This window comes from Thalassospira profundimaris, from assembly GCF_003326755.1.
Classification (GTDB): Bacteria; Pseudomonadota; Alphaproteobacteria; order Rhodospirillales; family Thalassospiraceae; genus Thalassospira; species Thalassospira profundimaris_B.
In genome coordinates, this window is sequence record NZ_JPWH01000044.1 from 1 (window position 1) to 17451 (window position 17451).

Sequence of the window (17451 nt, forward strand, 5' to 3'; positions counted from 1 at the left end):
TACTGGATTTGAATGAGTCTGGACCCTAGGAGGTTGGGGCGAAGTAGCCGAGGCGTTCGGATAGATCTTTGGCGGCTTGCTTAAGAACCGCAGCGATTTCTTCCCGGCGTTCATCAGGTTCTGTGAAATGTTGCGGCGTGCCGGTTACGTTCAGGGCCGCAATTGCAGTACCGGACTGATCCCGAACCGCCGTGCCCAGTGACCAAACGCCGGGAAGGTAATATCCCTCGGACGAGGAGATCCCGCTTTTGCGATCTCGGTCGAGTGCTTCTAGCAGCTTGGGCAGCGAATTTGGCGTTGCATCGGTAAAGCTCTCAAACGCCACGCCCTCAAACAGGGCTTGAACATCCTTCGGGTTCCATGTTGCCAAGATTGCGCGGCCAAGTGTCGTCGCGTAGGCCGGAATGTGGCTGCCAGGCTGAATGTTGCTGGCAAGTGGTGTGTTGGGACGTTCGCGCATCAGGTAAATGACATTGGACTTGTCCAGAACACCTAAATGTGCAGACAGGCCAAGATCCTGCGCCAGTTTCCGTACGATTGGCGGGGCGAGATCCGTGAGATCTTTTGTTGGACTGCCCATGGCTGCAATTGCCACAAGCCCCAGCCCGATCCGGTAGCCATGTCCATCCGGATGCTTTTCGATGAAGCGTTCTTCTTCAAGGGTCGCAAGGATGCGCATCAGTGTCGTTCGGTTGATTCCAAGGGCGCGTGCGGTCGCACTCATATTTTCGGCGCGTTCACCATTTGCGATGGCACGCAGCAAGCGTACGGCTCTTGTAATCGGCGGCACGCCGAAATCGGTGCGCTTTTCTGTGACTGCTGGACCGCTCATCATTTTCCTTTGTTCAAATATGAACATATAGATCAAAACTGAACATAGGGTCCACCAACTTTAGAACTTTTGCAAGACCAAAAATTCGTCCGTTGCCGTGACAAGTATTGCAACAGCTTGAGGCATATTGATTTTGAGCGGTTGGATTGTGCCGTACCTAGTTGGCTTCGTATCCCAGCATCCATGAAAGCTTTTGTGCCGCAGTAGCAAGCTGATCATGTATCTTCTGATCGATTCGATTGGGGATACTCAACGTGTCCGACGGGGCAGTGAGGTTGATCGCAGCTACAGCATCACCAGAAAAATCACGAATGTTTGCGGCAATACTGACGATACCGGACTCGAAATCGCCGAAATGCTGAATGATTGCGGCACCGCGATCCTTGCGCCACTGCTGGATCAGGGATGTCATGGAATCAATTGGGGAACTGGTCTTTGGAAACGCGGCATTGCGATAGAGTGTGCGCAGTTCATCTTCATCAAGTTCAGCGAGAAGAATCCGTCCCATGGTTGTCGCACACGCGGGAAGGCGGCTGCCGACATGGACGATACTGGGCAGTCCTTTGAAAGAGGGAACGCGGAGCAAATAGACGATGTCGGTATCATCAAGAACACCCAGATGGGCCGACCATCCGGTTTGATCACGCAGTTCCTCGAGTGTGGGAAAGGCTGACTCGATCAATTCTCGGGTGCCGGGATAGCTTTGACCAAGTCGCAAAACTGCCGGGCCAAGTGCATATGTCTTGTTACGTTGGTCATGCACAAGATATCCGGCTTGGGCAAGTGTGTAGGCAGACCGAAAAACCGATGATCTACTGAGATCAAGCATACGCGCGATCTCACTTAGCGACAATCGCGTACGTTCGCGGCTGAAACATTGAAGAATTTGTAAGCCCCGGAGCAAGCCAGGCACGATATAGCGATCTTCGTTGTCCGGATTCATGCTGCTCATTATGATCTCAATTGTTTTACCAGTAAAACGCTGTATAGCTGACAAACAAACTTTTCGATAGCCCGGACAGGAGATTGAACGCTCGCAAACCTCAAGGAGGCCACTATGTCAGTTATCGAAAAGATCGAAAAAACGTCGCTGGAGCAGGAGCTTCGTGCTCATGTTGGACGTCATGTAGACAAGGTTTTTGACTGGGACGCGTTTCCCAGCAACAAGGGTTATCCGGAACTTGCCCGTGCCCAGATGCGCTACATCGGTGCAGGCGGTTCGCCGAAAGTGAACGATAACAGCACCCTGAAACCGGACAATTTCACCCTGAGCCTGATCTACAAGGAAGTTGGCAAATATGCTGCGTGCCATTCTCATGAGATCGAAGAATCGTTCCTGATGATTGATGGTGTCCTGACCGTTGGTTGGGAACTTAACGGCGATGTTGTTGAAGTTCGGCTTGGCCCGAAGGACATGATTCTTAACGCCCGAGAGATAGGTCACGGGTTCCGTAATGATGGCGTCGAACCTGTTCTGATGTCGGTCAGTGTGGATGTTGGCAAGCCGTTGCCGCCAAAATACCATTTCCATCCAAAAGACACGGAAGCAGAACTTGCCCGGAACTTGGGGGCAGCACCTGGCAAAGCGCAGTTGTTTGACCCGAAAAATCCCCAAGAACTCCATCAGATCATGTCGAAATACGTGGTTCGTTACAATGAAACGCCGACCATTTGGACCAATACCGGCTTCAGCCGCAAGGTCTATGTCGGCGCAGAGGGGATCGTCGAGGGCGCCTGTCGCAAGGAAATGCTCGGTGTGCCGTCCGGCGTTGGCGTAAAGGGATACGTCCGGGATTGCGAAGATGCCTTCTTTGTTCTTGAAGGCAATTTGACTGTGGGTTGGGAAGAAAACGGGGAAGTGTGCGAAGTTGAACTTGGCCCGCGCGATCTTGTCAAAAATCCGGCAGGCCGCAAGCATTGGTTCCGCAATAACGGTGCGAAATCAGTTGAAGTCTGGCATTTGGTCGGTTCGGCCAAAGCCGAAAACATCGAATTTGTTGCCGACTAATTTGCGCCGGTAAAACAAGACTGATTGTCTGCCCCGTCAGGATTAATTTTGGCGGGGCAGCTATGTTTGCGAGGAACAGATGCACAGAGTGGGATCTCAGGCCGGAACGCTAGAAACAGGAATAGCGGCAAATATCGAATATTCAAGAAGAGCGGGAACCGGCCCAAAAATCGTCTTTCTGCACGGGATCGGATCGAATGCTCATTCATTTGAAGCAACAATGGAAGATTTTCCCGAACCCTTTGATGTGATTGCTTGGAATGCACCGGGATATTCTAGCTCTGGTCCCTTTCAGGCAGCCTGGCCCGATGCCTTCGACTATGCAGAACGGTTGGTTGATTTTCTTGATTTTCTTGGAATTCAAGTATGCCATCTGATCGGGCATTCACTTGGGACACTGATGGCGGCTGCTTTTGCTGCTAAATATCCGCAGCGTGTGGATACACTAGTCCTTGCCGCTTGTGCTATTGGTTACGGTTCAGAACCGGGGGGAGAGCTTCCAGAAAAGGCTGCGGCAAGGATTGACGCTCTGATCGCCGAGGGGCCTGAAAAGTTTGCGGCAAAGCGTGCTCCGCGTCTGATTTATGATGCTGAGAATAATCCTGAACTGGTTTCACGCGTTTATGACACCATGTCCAAAGTCAAGATGCCAGGTTATCTTCATGCGGTGCAGATGCTGTCTTGTAGTAAGCTTGATGAAATTCTAAGGAAAGTTAAAACATCAACATCTTTTCTAGTTGGTGCCCAAGACGTGGTGACACCGCCTTCTCAGACAGCCGCCGCATTTGATGCACGTAACCAGTCAACTGGCTTTGTCGCCGAGCCGGTTCAGTTTGCCGATGCTGGTCACGCTCTGTATCTCCAGAAACAAGACAAGTTTATTCGCGCCATTGAGAGAATATTATCTCGAGAGGTTCAGCCTTAAGGCGGTTTCATTCTATGGCAGCAACGGATCATTCTGACTAAACGGGCGACAGTTGTTACTGAACTCCCGCTCATGCGCTGATGTTACATGTCTCTATATTATTTCAAGAACCGGCGGCGAAGCGACCAAACAGGCCGCCGGTTCTTGTGCCTCAATGCAAACGGTAGTTTACAAGCGGCCAATCAATAAACGCTGCGATAAATCGCTTCGATATCTTTTGCTGTCATGTCGCGCGGGTTGCTTTCAATCAGGCGATAGATTTTGCCAAAGACTTCCTCGGCCATTTCCGGCAGGAAGTCTTCGGTAACGCCAAGATCGCGCAGGCGAGTTTCAAGTCCACTGGCCAGGACCATTTCCTCGATCCGGCGAACGAACGCCTCGGCGGCTTCTTCCTCGGGTGCGAAATCGACCCCTTCGATCAGGCACGGGGCGAGTTCGGCATACAGCTTTTTCGCGGTTGGCAGGTTAAAGCGGATCACTTGCGCCATGACTAGCGCATTGGCATGACCATGCGGGATATGGAAACGCGCGCCCAGCGGATAGGCCAATCCATGAATGGCTGCAACCGATGCATTGGCAAAGGCCATCCCGGCAATCAGCGATCCCTGCAACATGGCAGAGCGCGCTTCTTTGTCACCCGGATTTTCAATCACCTTCATCAGGTTCTTGCCCAAAAGCGACAAGGCCGTCACCGCCATGCCATCGGCAATCGGGTTTTTGCGCGTACGACTGGTATAACCTTCGATGGCATGAACCATCGCATCAAGCCCGGTTGCAGCCGTTACCTTTTGCGGCAACCCATAGGTCAGCTCCGCATCAAGAAGGGCGATATCGGGCATCAGTTGCGGGGTGTAAACAACCTGTTTGACATTGTTGTTGTCGGTAATGACCGACACCCATGTGACTTCCGATCCGGTCCCGGCGGTGGTCGGGATCTGGATCAGGGGCAAACGATCGCCCGTGGCCTTGTCGATCCCGTAGATGCCTTCGATGGTCTGATCGCTACTGGCAAGCAAGGCGACAAGTTTGGCGCTATCAAGCGAACTGCCGCCGCCAAGACCGATCACGCCGTCTGCTTTCCAGTCCTTGGCTCCGTCAATCGCCTGCTGGACGATACTCTGGGGCGGATCAGCCTGCACATCGGGAAAAATTTGCACGGCAATGCCTTCTGCTTCAAGCGATTGCTGCACCTTGTCGGCATAGCCAAGTTTAACAATGCCCGGATCGCACACAACAGTGATGCGGATTGCGCCAAGTTCTTTCATCAGGGTGCCGGTTTTGGCAATGCCACCGGCCTCGCAAACGATGCGCGGGACACTACGAAACATGAAACTCATGGTGGGGCTCCTTGTTGCCGATCAGTTGGCTTTCCCGGCGAGACCGCCGAGGCACATATATTTAATCTCGACGAAATCATCGACGCCGTATTTCGATCCTTCACGACCGATACCGGACTCTTTCACGCCGCCAAACGGCGCTGATTCTGTGGAAATGATCCCTTCATTGATCCCGACGATACCGTATTCCAAGGCCTCGCCAACGCGCCAGATGCGACCGATGTCACGGGCATAGAAATAGGCTGCAAGACCGAACGGCGTATCGTTGGCCATCCGAATGGCATCGGCCTCGTCACTGAATTTGAACAGCGGTGCGACCGGGCCAAAGATCTCCTCGGAGAAAATCCGCATTTCGGCGGTGACACCGGTCAGAATGGTCGGGCTAAAGAAATTGCTGCCCGGTTTGGCACGTTCGCCACCCAGAACAGCTTTGGCACCGTGGCTGATCGCGTCATTTACAAGGGTCTCGACCTTTTCAATTGCCTTGGTGTTGATCAGCGGCCCCTGGGTCACACCGTCCTCAATGCCCAGACCAACGCGCAGTTTTGCAACAGCGGCTGCTAGTTTCTCGGCGAAGGCATCATAAACGCCTTCCTGAACCATAATTCGGTTGGCACAAACACAAGTCTGACCGGCATTACGATATTTCGATGCAATGGCACCGGCAACGGCTTCATCAAGGTCGGCATCATCAAAGACGATAAAGGGCGCATTGCCGCCAAGTTCCAGGCTGACCTTTTTGATGGTATCGGCACATTGACGCATCAAAAGTTTGCCGACCTGGGTCGAACCGGTAAAGGACAGCTTGCGCACAATCGGGTTGGAGGTCAGTTCATTACCGATATCCGCACCATGCGATGCGGTGACGACGTTGATCACACCATCGGGGAAACCCGCACGCTTTGCCAGTTCGGCAAGGGCAAGGGCGGTCAAAGGTGTGTCTTCGGCCGGTTTGATGACAACCGTGCAACCCGCGGCAATCGCCGGGGCACATTTGCGGGTGATCATCGCCATCGGGAAGTTCCAGGGCGTAATTGCGGCAACAACACCAATCGGCTGTTTGACGGTGATGATGCGCTTGTCTGCGCCGTGTGACGGAATGACATCGCCATAAATGCGTTTGCCTTCTTCGGCAAACCACTCAAGGAACGATGCGCCATAGGCCACTTCGCCGCGTGCCTCTGCAAGGGGCTTTCCCTGTTCGCGGGTCATCAGCAAGGCAAGGTCGTCCTGTGCAGCCATGCACAGGTCAAACCATTTGCGAAGGATGCCTGCCCGTTCTTTGGCGGTTTTGGCCCGCCATGCCGGAAGGGCGGCATTGGCGGCATCAATCGCACGATTGGTTTCGGCCGCTCCCATATCGGGTACATCGGCAAGATGTTGGCCGGTGGCCGGATCAACAACTGCAAAGGTCTTGCCGCTGTCGGATGCAACCCATTTGCCGTCGATATACCCCTGAGCTTGCCAAAGGCCAGTATCATTTAGCTGAATGGTCATGGTGGCTATTCCTTTTCGTTACAGGACGGCGGCATAGATCGCGCGTGCGGCGTCGAACGTCATTTCACGCGGGTTGTTGATCAAAAGACGTTCCACTTTCATTGCATCGGTCGCCAGCATGTCGAGATCGCTTTCCGCCACGCCGACTTCGCGCAAGGTGCGGCTAAACGGCATGCGTTCGACCATGTCGGTCATGAAGGCAATGAAGCGATCACAAGCCGCATCGTCATTTGCGAACTTTTCACCCGGCAGAATGGCGCGGGCGAGTTCGGCATATTGCGATACGGCCGTATCCCGGTTGAACTTCAGAACCTCGATCAGGACCAATGCATTGCTGTGCCCGTGTGGCACATGGAAATGTCCACCCAGTGGATAGGCAAGGGCATGAACCGCTGCGACCGGGGCATTTGCGAACGCCATTCCGGCCAACATGGACCCCTGAAGCATGGCTTCACGGGCTTCGCGTGACGGGGTCGCAGAAACCGCATCATCAATATGGGCGGTCATCAGCTGCATCGCGCGGATGGCGAGCCCGTCAGACAGGGCATTTTTCTTGTGCTTGGTGGTGGAGGCCTCAATGGCGTGCACCATCGCATCAATGCCGGTCATGGCCGTAATCGGGGCCGGAAGGCCCATGGTCAGTTTGGCATCCAGCAACGCAATGTCGGGATATAGCAGGTTGGATACCACACCCTTTTTCTCGTGCGTGGGCGTGGTGACGATCGAAATCGGGGTGACTTCCGAACCGGTACCAGCCGTGGTCGGGACCTGAATAAGTGGTAGGCGCGGGCCCGTTGCCAGACCAATGCCATAGATTTTGTCAAGCTTCTGGTCCTTGCCACACAGAAGGGCGACCAGTTTGGCCGTATCAAGCGATGAACCGCCGCCAAGGCCGATGACGATATCGGCCTTGAAGTCACGGGCACATTTGACCGCGGCGAGAATGCTTTCCTCGGGCGGGTCGGCTTGTACATCGGTCCAGAGCAGGGCTTCAATCCCGGCGTCTTTAAGGGCGGCATAGGGGGCGTCAATCAGGCCAACCTTCTGCAAACCCGGGTCGGTAAGGAGAACGGCGCGTTTCGCACCGAACTCCTTACAAAGCGCACCGAGTTGCAAGGCACCGTCGAACTCGCAGATGACGCGGGGGGTGGTTTCAAACACAAAGTCTGACATGGGGAACCTCGTCTTTTAACTTGTCTGTTAGTGGATCAGGCGGTTTCCAATCCAGCCTTGGAAACTGTGCCACGTTCGATGCGATAACTGCCCGCCACCAGATCGGCAGAATGGGTGTCATCGGATTCAGAAATCAGGACACACAGGCCACTGCTGCCCAGGTCGGAAATGACTTCCGACAGGCGGCGCGACAGGACGGGAGCGACCCCCTCGAACGGTTCATCAAGCAACAGAAGATTGCGTCCGGGCATCAATGCACGCCCGAGCGAGACCAGTTTCTGCTGACCACCGGAAAGCTGAAGTGCACGGCGGTCGCGGAACTGGGCGATTTCGGGCAACAGGTCATAGACCCATTTCAGCCGTTCCTCGGCGTCCTTGATGCCGTTGGTCCAAGCTGGAAGAAGAATGTTTTCCTCGACCGTCAGGGACGGGATCAGGCGGCGGTCTTCGGGCATGTAACTGATGCCGGCTTTGGCACGGGCAAAGTCGGCCGTTTTGCGCAGGTCCTGACCATCAAAGGTGATGGTGCCTTGATCTGCATCCAGAAGCCCCATGATGGCGCGCATCAGGGTGGTTTTCCCCGCACCATTATGACCAATCAGGCCAAACATCTTGCCAGAAGGCACCGATAGCGAGACATCCCGTAGGATCGGAATATTGCCGATTGATACATCGAGATTGCTGATTTCCAGGGTCATGATACGCCATTCCCTTGTTTCGTGGAGGGACGGTGGCCGGTCACAAGATCGCGGACCTGCTGATCGGCGAGAACGGCCGCAGGTCCGCCATCGGCAATGATTTCGCCGCTATAAAACGCCAGAACGCGCGAGACATAGCGTTCGACCACATCCATGTCATGTTCGACAAACAACACGGTCACGCCATGTTGACGCACGGCATTCATGACCGTATCCATCAGGTCGGTTTTTTCATCCATGCTGACACCACTGGTCGGTTCATCAAGCAGCAGCATCTGTGGATTGCCGATCAGGGCCATGGCGATATCAACCAGTTTGCGCGCGCCCTGCGGCACGGCAGTCACCAGTGAATCGCGATAGTTTTCGACACCGAATTCCTTAAGGATTTCCTCAGCCCGGGCGATGCGGGCATCGCTACGAAGGGGGCTTAGGAAACTCGGGCGGGCACTTTCAGCAGCAGCGAGCGCAACAATCAGATTGTCGAGCACGGTCATCTCCGGGAACAACTGAGCAACCTGGAAGGACCGCGCCATTCCGGCGCGTGTGATGGCACGCGGGGAATGTCCCATAATGGACCTGCCGTTAAACAGTATCTCGCCCCTGGTTGGTTTGAGATAACCCGTTACCATATTGATGAAGGTCGTCTTTCCAGCCCCGTTGGAGCCGATAACGCCAACGACTTCACCCTTGTTGATCTGAACGTTCAAATCCTTTGCGGCGATGACTGCGCCGAATTCCTTGTTCAGCGAACGTGTTTCAAGAATGCAGGTCATGCCCGTTCTCCTGTTTTTTCACGGCTAACAAGGCTCCACAGCCCTTTGGGCAGGAAGATGATGACCGCAAGCAGTGTGAAGCCGAGAATCATCTGCCAGGTATGGGGAACGAATTCGATGGCGTAGGTCCGCACAAACGAGAATACGATGGCCGCAATAAACGGTGCCGCCACATGCCCCAAACCACCCAAAAGCGCGATGAAGACAAACTCACCCGACGTGGTCCAATAGGCCATCTCCGGATCAACGTGGCCGGTGGCAAGGGCCGTCAGACCGCCGCCAAGGGCTGATACCGCAGCCGCAGCAACATAGTTGCCATAAAGCAACCAGCGCGGCGACAGACCGAGATATTCAACACGGACTTCATTCTCGCGAACCGCTTCGCAAATAACACCCACGCCGGCCTTGGTGTAGCGATGGATCAGAACAGCAACGATCAGACCAGAGACCACAGTGATGGTGAATACGGTGTGCTGGCTACCAGCGCCTGCTTCGGGGGCCCAGCCAAACAGGGTCCAGTCATGAACGTTAAAACCGTCCGTGCTGCCCAGTTCCTGACTTTTGACAAGGATGCCAAACAGGATCATCGAAAATGCCAGCGACAGCATGGCAAAGAAGATTTCGCGATAGCGCGTCAGCAACAGACCCAACAGCATGGCAACAACGATCGCGACAAGCATGCCAAGTGACAGGGCGGCAATCGCGTCATGAATGCCAAAGAATTGGCCTCCCATGCCAACGGTGTAACCACCGATGCAATAGAAAAGGCCCTGACCAAAGGATACGAGGCCGGAGCGCATCTGCATGACAACACCCTGCACGACAAGCGCCTTGGCCAGTGCGATGGTCAGAAGGAAGATCAGCCAACCTGGAGAAACGAAGCCGAACAGAACGCAGGCAAGAGCGACCAGTCCCAGTGAGATTTCAGTTTTATCAAGACGCATGTCAGATTTTCCTCGCCAAAGTACGGCCAAACAGGCCTTCGGGACGGAAGGCCAGAACCAGCGACATCACGCCATAAATGACGAACAGTTCGAATTCAGGGGCATAGTGCACGGCAGCTGCACGGCTTAGCCCCACCAAAAGGGCGCCAACAGCGGCACCCCCGATGCTGCCAAGGCCACCAATAACCACAACGGCAAAGGCCAGAACGATCACTTCGATACCGATCCCCGGCACCACAGAGATCGCAGGCGCAGTCAGCGCACCGGCAAGTGCACCCAGTGTAGTGCCCAGAACGAAGGTGATGGTGAACATCAGTTTCACGTTCACGCCCATGGCAAGCGCGATTTCTCGGTCATGGATCACTGCACGCAGGACCTTGCCCTGATTGGTGCGTTCAAGCCACGCCCACAAACCAAGACCAAGTAGGGCAGATACCCCGACTAAGGCGAGGTCGTAATTGGAAACCTTGAGCAAGCCGAGCGATGTGCGCCCAAGCTCGGAATAAGGCTGATAGGCGAAATACGGACTGACACCCCAGACGATTTTCATACCGTCTTCAAGGATCAGAAGAAGGGCATAGGTAATGATCACCATCAGGATTTCGTCGCGGCCATACATGAGGCGCAGCAATCCGCGTTCGACGATCACACCGACAATCAGACCGGCAACCAGCGCGGCACCAACCAGCATCAAATAGCTGACCCATGCCGGGCCCATGCCGTTGTTGAAATACCAACCAACGAGTGACGCTGCCGAATAGGCGCCGATGGCATAAAAGCTGCCATGCGCCATGTTCAGGATGCGCATCACCCCGTAAATCACGGTCAGGCCGGCAGCCACAAGAAACAGCCACGATGCATAGATCGAGCCATCAATCAGGACGGCAAGAAGACTTGTCATCACAAATATCCAGTGTGCAGGGGGAAAGGGCGGGCATCCCGCAAAAGAGATGCCCGCATCGCAGGAAGATTGCGTGCGTTTAGTTACACTGAGCGCCAGGGAAGCCCTGGGCAATCCAGTCTGCAGCAGAAACACCTTCTGGCGGGGTTACGCATTCGCCAGAAAACGCGACGGTATTGACGATGGACGCTTTGCCGTCTTCATAGTGGTATTCGCCATAAGCGATGCCCTGCATGGCCTGATGGCCTTTGCCGCGTGCCATTTCAACCGTACCCGAAACAGACGGGAAGGAAGCCCCCTTCAGGCCGGCTGCAAGCTGATCGGCAGTCGGGATTTCCTTGTCGGCAACACCAGCATTTTCAGCAGCGAATTTCAGGCCGAGGATTGCCTGTGCCATCTTGGTTGCCGGGTAAACCGGATCAAGATCATAGGCTGCGTTATAGGCACCCTTGAACCAGGTGTTCAGTTCGTTTTCCGGTGCGAATGCGCCGAACGGGCCGCGTGCGCCGATGATCATGCCATTGGGTGCCTGATCTTTATAGGTCGCTAGGCTTGCTTCGCCACAGGTCAGAAGGCCGGTTGCATCTTCAAGCAGGCCACGGGCATTTGCCTGAAGAACCAGTGCTTCCATGTCGCCACCCCAGAAGGAGCTGTGAACGATTTCCGGGCGTTTCACAGACAGGGCGGAGATTTCAGCACCGTACTGGCCCTGATAGATTTTCGGGAACTGTTCTTCGACAACTTCTGCTTCCGGGAGGAGTGCCGAAGCAGCAGCGGTGAAGTCTGCCCAGCTGTCCTGACCCCAGGAATAGTTCTGCTGAATGCCCGAAAGACGTGCGACGTCCGGACGGGTTGCCGCGAGGTAACGAACAGCACCGATATTGTCGACAGACGCGTCAAGGCCGGTACGGAACATGTATTGTGCATCGCTGTTTTCTACAAACAGGCGGGAGGTTCCACAATCATATGCGATGGTGAAGGTTTTCAGTTCTTCGGCAACCGGTGCGACAGCAAGGCAATCACCCGAAGATACATAACCGATGACAGCATCAACTTTCTGACGCTGGACAAGGTTGCGGTATTCTTCGACCTGCTTGGTTGCACCACCGGCCTCGTCGATGATGACGGCTTCGATTTCGGCACCATTGATACCGATTTTGTCGTATGGTGCGGGCAGGTTGCCCTTGTTGAGTTCTTCAACAAGAACCTTGGCGGCATTTGCCGACGGAACGCCGAACGGACCAGCGGCCGGACCGGACAGGAAGGTCACGATCCCGACGCGGAATTTACTGTTTTCAGCGGCCGATACAGAACTGGCTGCGCCAGCTGCAAGGGCGAGGGCTGCGACGCCCGAAACAAGGTATTTGCTGAATTTTGATTTATTGTTCTTCACTATTTCCTCCCTTGGGAAAGGTCATGGAGTTGGCGGTGGAACTGCCTCCGACCCGCCAGCCACGGCATCGCGGCGACGTTTGACCATCTCTTTGGATGGCTTGAGGTCTTCGGCATCGTAGATCGCCCAATTCCCGACCATCAGTTTTGATGGCGGAAAGTCTTCGTTGTGGACGACCGTGCCCACGGCTTGCGCCTGGACAATCTGGTGAGTTTCGGGATCGATATAGGATGCAAACCCCGGCGGATCTTCGGGCAGGGCCAGTTGCAATCCCTCAAGTGCGGTAATGAGCGCGCGGTCATCGTCAACACCGCCAGCCTTTTCAATGGCGCGTGCAATGGCGATAATCCCGGTATACGCGCCTTCGGCCGCATAGGTCGGATAGCGCCCGGTCATGTCATGAAACTGTTTGACGAACCGCTTGTTGCGGCCGGTTTCGGGCCAGTTATTGTGATGGCGCGCTGAGAGGATCAAACCCGGATAGGGCTGATCACCAAGGGCCATCATCACATCGTAATTGGCGCCGGTATCGAAATTGGCAAGACGGGTGGTTTCAAAGAAGCGGGTCGATGCTGCCTGTTTGATAAAAGCGATGAAATCCCCACCCCAAAGGGCCGTGACGACCACGTCCGCCTTGGCTGATTGCAGGGCGTTGATATAGACCGAGTAATCCGGCTCATAAAGCTTCGGCCAAAGATCGCTGACGGTTTCATATTCGACACCCAACTCATCAAGCGCGAGTTGCAGGTCTGTCCAGGAAACATGCCCGTAATCATAATCCGGTCCGACAAAGGCCAAGCGCTTCCAGCCTGTTTCCTTTTGCAGATCGCGCAAATAGCGCGCCCCTGCGGCCATTGACGTCCAGCTGTCATTGGTCACGCGGAAGTAATAGTCGTGACCGTCCTCAATGCTGAGCCGTGATGACGCATGATCGGTGCCGACCATGATGATCTTTTCGTTCTTGGCCAGATCGCTTACGGCGTGGGCCACACCCGATGACACGATGCCGCAGAAGAACTTGGCGTTGTCATTGGTGATGAAGTCCTGCGCCAGACGGACCGCATAGGATGCCTTGGATCGAGGATCATCGGCGATGACACGAAGATTAGGTACATCAAGGCCTGACTTGGCTTCGGCTTCGAGATCTTGAAGGGCGATCTTGATGCCGGAAATGCTGTCGCGGCCATAAGTGGCCGACCGTCCGGTCATTGGATACAAACAGCCGATGACTGCATCTGCGTTCTGTGCAGATGCGCCCAGCTCAAAACGTTCTGCCTGTGCGGTATTGGCCGCAAACAGTGTGAACGTGGCAGCAATAATGGTGATGCACCCGGAAACCGGGTGTTTGAACATCTCCATGACTTTCCTCCCTGCGAATGGTTGTTCCATCCGCGTTTGTACCTTTGTCTCGCTATTCCGCAAAGGCTGTGCCAGTTGCGAAATTTCGGCAAAAATTCAGGAAAGCCGCGCGCTTGAATGGTTTGAACAAAAAACATGGAGCGGTTTTGAGCGCAGGATTGAGCGATACCCGCTCAAACAGCAAAACACCCTTGAGCGGTTTCCGCTCAAGGGTGCAGGGGGAAGGCTTTGAATTGGAGGTAGGTTATTGCAGCCCAAGCCTTTGCAGGCGGCGTTTCAGGGCATGACGGGAAATACCAAGGATTTCTGCTGCGCGACCCTTATGGCCATCGGCCTGATCAAGGGCATCCTGCACCAGATGGCGTTCGGTGCTTTCCATGCGGTACTGCAGTTGGGCAGTGCCACCCGAATACCCGGTCAATAAATCATCTGACGCTTGTTCGGGAACGTGAAATTCCGCTGGCAACAGTTCCGGCGAAATCTGTTTGGACGGATAAAGAATGGTCAGCCGTTCGATCAGGTTTTTAAGCTCACGCACATTTCCGCGCCAGCGATGCTGGCACAGCAATTCGAGTGTCGCATCGTCAAAGCGGATTGGATGGCATCCTTCGGCCTTGGCTTGATGGTCGGCAAAATAATCAATCAGCTTAATGATGTCTTCGCCACGATGGCGAAGGGTTGGGATATCAATGGTGATGACATTCAGCCTATAAAACAGGTCTTCGCGGAAATTGCCGAGGCGGACTTCCTCGGCCAAGTCGCGGTTGGTGGCGGCAATCACGCGAACATCGGCCGATGCTGAATGCTCGCTCCCGACCGGGCGATAGTCACCGTTTTCAAGGAAGTGCAGAAACTTCGCCTGCAGCGCCAGCGGCAACTCACCAATCTCGTCAAGAAACAGACTGCCGCCATCAGCAAGGCGGACAAGACCGGTGCGTTTTTGATGCGCCCCCGTGTAGGAGCCCTTTTCCGCCCCAAACAGTTCGCTTTCAATCAGCTGTTCTGGCAGGGCGGCACAGTTGACCTCGATAAAGGCGTTTGCTGCGCGCGGGCTTTCACCATGAATGGCGCGCGCGACCAACGCCTTGCCGGTACCGGATTCCCCTTGAAGCAAAATTCTGCTGGCACTGCTTTGCGCAACGCGGTCAATCGTGATGCGCAATTCGCGCATCGGCGCGCATTCGCCAATCAGACCATTGGTTGGCACATTGCGCTTGCGGTGGTAATCAAGCTCAAGGGCCGCTCGGTTCTGATCCAGGGTGGTGTTAATTGTGTGGATCAGTTCATCAAGTTCGAACGGCTTGCTTAGATAATCCGCCGCACCAAGTTTGACGGCTTTGACCGCCGCACGCGTGTCGCCGTGCGCCGAAATCATAATGACGGGCACGTCGATATCAAGCTTGCGGATGCTATCAAGCACCTCCATGCCATCGGCACCGGGCAGGCGCAGATCAAGCAGGATGATATCGAACTTGTTTTCACGGACTTGCAAAAACGCATCTTCACCGGAATGGACGCCGGTGACATCCATGCCTTCTGTACGAAGTGCAAAGCTTAGTGATCGGACGAATGATTCCTCATCATCAACGATCAGAATCCTGATCTGGTGGGGCATTTTTCGATGTTTCCTCCTTTGAAGTTTCCGTTTTCGTTGCCGGGAACTTCAATGTGATTGTTGTGCCCTCTTGCGGGGCACTTTCAATATTGATGGTACCGTTATTTGACTCGACCAGTTGTTGGCTGATCGTCAGGCCAAGTCCGGTTCCTTTGCTTTTCATGGTAAAAAATGGCTGTACGACGTCAAGCAAATGCTCTTTGGCGATGCCGGCACCATCATCGGTGACGCGTATTTCGACCTGATCCTTGTGGCGTTCAGCCCTGAGACTGACGTTGCCGCCGGGCTGGCAGGCCTGAATGGCATTGATCCCGATATTCAGCAGGATTTGTAGTACCTGATCTGGGTCAACATAGATCGTCAGACGGGAATCGCCGCTAGTGTAAAAACGGACTTGCGCTTCTTCGGCGACCGGAGTCAGAACGCGCGATGACTGACGAAACAGATCACGGATTTCGGTTTCCTGCGGGCAGGCTTCGCCGGGGCGGCCATAGGCCAGAAGGTCATTGACCACGCGTGACAGCCGATCAATCTGATGGCCCATATCATCAAGCAACATCTTGCGCTCGCCATCGGGTTCCTTGCGCATAAGCGCCTGCACGGTGGTTTTCATGGTCGCCAGCGGATTTCGGACCTCATGCGCGACGCCGGTGGCAAACTGCCCTAGAACGGCAAGCTTTTCAGCCCGAACCGTCCGATCAATCAGGTCCTTGAGCTGCCAGGCCATGGTGTTGAAGGCCTTGGCGACAGTGCTAATTTCGTCGCGACGGCGCCCTTCGGGCAGGCGATAATAAAGATCACCCGATGCAATACTATGTGCCCCCTGAACAAGTGTATCGACCCGTCGACGCAGGCTGCGTGACAGAGCAAAGAAGATCGCAAGAATAATCACGATAATGACAGCAGCGGTCACGGCCAGCCAGAACCGGGTTTCATCAATTGGTTGTATGATGGTGCCCGGACGGACACTCATCACTAGGTTCCACCCTGGCAAGATGCTGGGACCTTCGATCAGTTCGCCATTGACCTCGGTCGGACGCCCGGTGGCATCAAGAACAATACCACCAGGCGTGCGCAAAAGCGGATCAATCACGCCTGATACACCGGCACTTGCCAGAAGTTCGGTAAGAGATGCGAGCCGAACATGCAGGGCCACAGATGTGTTTTGCCCCAAACCAGTATCGCGGATATGGGCGCGCATTAAAATCCAGCCTGAGTTGCCATTCTCGGGCAATTTTGGGCCGATGATTTCTATACCTTCATGTTCGACTCGGGGGAGGCCGGAAATGTCCCAGCCATTCTTGGACCAGTAAGGGGGACCCGATGCGGCCTGGCCTGCGACCAGACGATCAAGATTATCGTACCAGTCAAAAAACAGTACGCCGTACAAGTCTGGTGAGTCGGCCTCTACCCTGAGTAAGGTCAGCGCCTCTTCAGCTTGCGGGGAGTTCGGCGCTTCAATGAAAGCTGGCATAGCTGGATGGTTTGACAGCGTTACCAACTGATAGATCCGGGTATCGAGAAAAGCAGAAAGTTTGTTTGAGGTGGCCGCGACCTGTGCGCTAAGCCTCTCACCTGTGAGCCGGTCAATCAATTCATTGGAAAAGCGCTGATAGAATAGGCTAAGGGCAAGGAGTGCGCATACGACAACGCCTACCGATAACAGTGTATATCGGCCCACAAGGCTCAGTCGTTGGTTTCGGGACCAGTGAAATCTGGGCACCCTGGACCTCCCTTACATGGCCGACGTCATAAGAAATCTAATCAAGGCACAACTCTTGCGAAACGACACTGCTCGGCAGTGCCGATTTTTGTTGTGCAGAAATGGCGGAAGAATAGCAAGTGATCAAATGGGCTGTGCTCCGAGACTCTTGGTTGAAAGCTTGCGAGATAAATAATGTTACTTGACAGGGTCGATTATGGCTTTTTCTTACGCTTGTACTAGCAACACTTCTCATTCCGTAAGCTAGGGTCAGAACTCATTAACCTTTAACTG

16 protein-coding genes are annotated in these 17451 nt (G+C 54.5%); 3 read left to right on the forward strand and 13 right to left on the reverse strand.

Annotation, left to right across the window (positions count from 1 at the left end; all coding sequences use genetic code 11):
• Positions 1–25 precede the first annotated feature (25 nt).
• Both TH25_RS23895 and TH25_RS23900 read right to left on the reverse strand, forming a co-directional pair.
• Entirely contained in the window at positions 26–859 is an 834-nt protein-coding gene (locus TH25_RS23895; RefSeq protein ID WP_114090756.1) for an IclR family transcriptional regulator, read from the reverse strand.
• Between the two features lie 130 nt (positions 860–989).
• Positions 990–1784 (reverse strand): IclR family transcriptional regulator, encoded by a 795-nt coding sequence (locus TH25_RS23900; RefSeq protein ID WP_114090757.1) that lies wholly within the window; start codon positions 1782–1784, stop codon positions 990–992.
• Positions 1785–1889: 105 nt separating this feature from the next.
• Between TH25_RS23900 and TH25_RS23905 the strand changes: the two genes are divergently transcribed.
• Together TH25_RS23905 and TH25_RS23910 are read left to right on the forward strand one after the other, a co-directional pair.
• Positions 1890–2840 (forward strand): cupin domain-containing protein, encoded by a 951-nt coding sequence (locus TH25_RS23905; RefSeq protein ID WP_114090758.1) that lies wholly within the window; start codon positions 1890–1892, stop codon positions 2838–2840.
• A 79-nt stretch (positions 2841–2919) separates the two neighbouring features.
• Complete coding sequence (locus TH25_RS23910; protein WP_114090759.1) at positions 2920–3765, forward strand: alpha/beta fold hydrolase; 846 nt, start codon at positions 2920–2922, stop codon at positions 3763–3765.
• A gap of 182 nt (positions 3766–3947) precedes the next feature.
• Here the strand turns inward: TH25_RS23910 and TH25_RS23915 are convergent, their stop codons facing one another.
• The 9 genes from TH25_RS23915 to TH25_RS23955 all read right to left on the reverse strand — a co-directional run bounded on the left by TH25_RS23915 (position 3948) and on the right by TH25_RS23955 (position 13690).
• Complete coding sequence (locus tag TH25_RS23915; RefSeq protein ID WP_114090760.1) at positions 3948–5102, reverse strand: iron-containing alcohol dehydrogenase; 1155 nt, start codon at positions 5100–5102, stop codon at positions 3948–3950.
• 21 nt (positions 5103–5123) lie between these two features.
• The gene (locus TH25_RS23920) at positions 5124–6599 is read right to left on the reverse strand and encodes an NAD-dependent succinate-semialdehyde dehydrogenase (protein ID WP_114090761.1); all 1476 of its coding nucleotides are present in this window, start codon (positions 6597–6599) and stop codon (positions 5124–5126) included.
• A gap of 18 nt (positions 6600–6617) precedes the next feature.
• Positions 6618–7772, reverse strand: coding sequence for an iron-containing alcohol dehydrogenase (locus TH25_RS23925; RefSeq protein WP_114090762.1), 1155 nt, complete (start codon positions 7770–7772; stop codon positions 6618–6620).
• A 35-nt stretch (positions 7773–7807) separates the two neighbouring features.
• On the reverse strand, positions 7808–8470 hold the full coding sequence (locus TH25_RS23930) for an ATP-binding cassette domain-containing protein (RefSeq protein ID WP_114090763.1): 663 nt from the start codon (positions 8468–8470) through the stop codon (positions 7808–7810).
• Entirely contained in the window at positions 8467–9243 is a 777-nt protein-coding gene (locus TH25_RS23935; RefSeq protein ID WP_114090764.1) for an ABC transporter ATP-binding protein, read from the reverse strand. The genes TH25_RS23930 and TH25_RS23935 overlap by 4 nt, the downstream gene beginning before the upstream one ends.
• Positions 9240–10187, reverse strand: a complete 948-nt coding sequence (locus tag TH25_RS23940) for a branched-chain amino acid ABC transporter permease (RefSeq protein WP_114090765.1) — start codon at positions 10185–10187, stop codon at positions 9240–9242. Before TH25_RS23940 ends, TH25_RS23935 begins: the two co-directional genes overlap by 4 nt.
• A 1-nt stretch (position 10188) precedes the next feature.
• Entirely contained in the window at positions 10189–11088 is a 900-nt protein-coding gene (locus tag TH25_RS23945; protein ID WP_114090766.1) for a branched-chain amino acid ABC transporter permease, read from the reverse strand.
• Positions 11089–11167: 79 nt separating this feature from the next.
• Entirely contained in the window at positions 11168–12481 is a 1314-nt protein-coding gene (locus tag TH25_RS23950; RefSeq protein WP_114090767.1) for an ABC transporter substrate-binding protein, read from the reverse strand.
• 21 nt (positions 12482–12502) lie between these two features.
• Positions 12503–13690, reverse strand: coding sequence for an ABC transporter substrate-binding protein (locus tag TH25_RS23955; protein WP_258549293.1), 1188 nt, complete (start codon positions 13688–13690; stop codon positions 12503–12505).
• Between TH25_RS23955 and TH25_RS25570 the strand changes: the two genes are divergently transcribed.
• On the forward strand, positions 13671–14072 hold the full coding sequence (locus TH25_RS25570; RefSeq protein WP_258549294.1) for a hypothetical protein: 402 nt from the start codon (positions 13671–13673) through the stop codon (positions 14070–14072). The two genes, TH25_RS23955 and TH25_RS25570, sit on opposite strands and share 20 nt — an antisense overlap.
• Before the next feature lie 12 nt (positions 14073–14084).
• Here TH25_RS25570 and TH25_RS23965 read toward each other — a convergent pair whose 3' ends face one another.
• Both TH25_RS23965 and TH25_RS23970 read right to left on the reverse strand, forming a co-directional pair.
• Positions 14085–15455: a sigma-54-dependent transcriptional regulator gene (locus tag TH25_RS23965; RefSeq protein ID WP_114090770.1), complete on the reverse strand. Its 1371-nt coding sequence runs from the start codon at positions 15453–15455 to the stop codon at positions 14085–14087.
• Positions 15424–16929, reverse strand: coding sequence for a sensor histidine kinase (locus TH25_RS23970; protein WP_258549295.1), 1506 nt, complete (start codon positions 16927–16929; stop codon positions 15424–15426). The genes TH25_RS23965 and TH25_RS23970 overlap by 32 nt, the downstream gene beginning before the upstream one ends.
• Between the last annotated feature and the right edge of the window lie 522 nt (positions 16930–17451).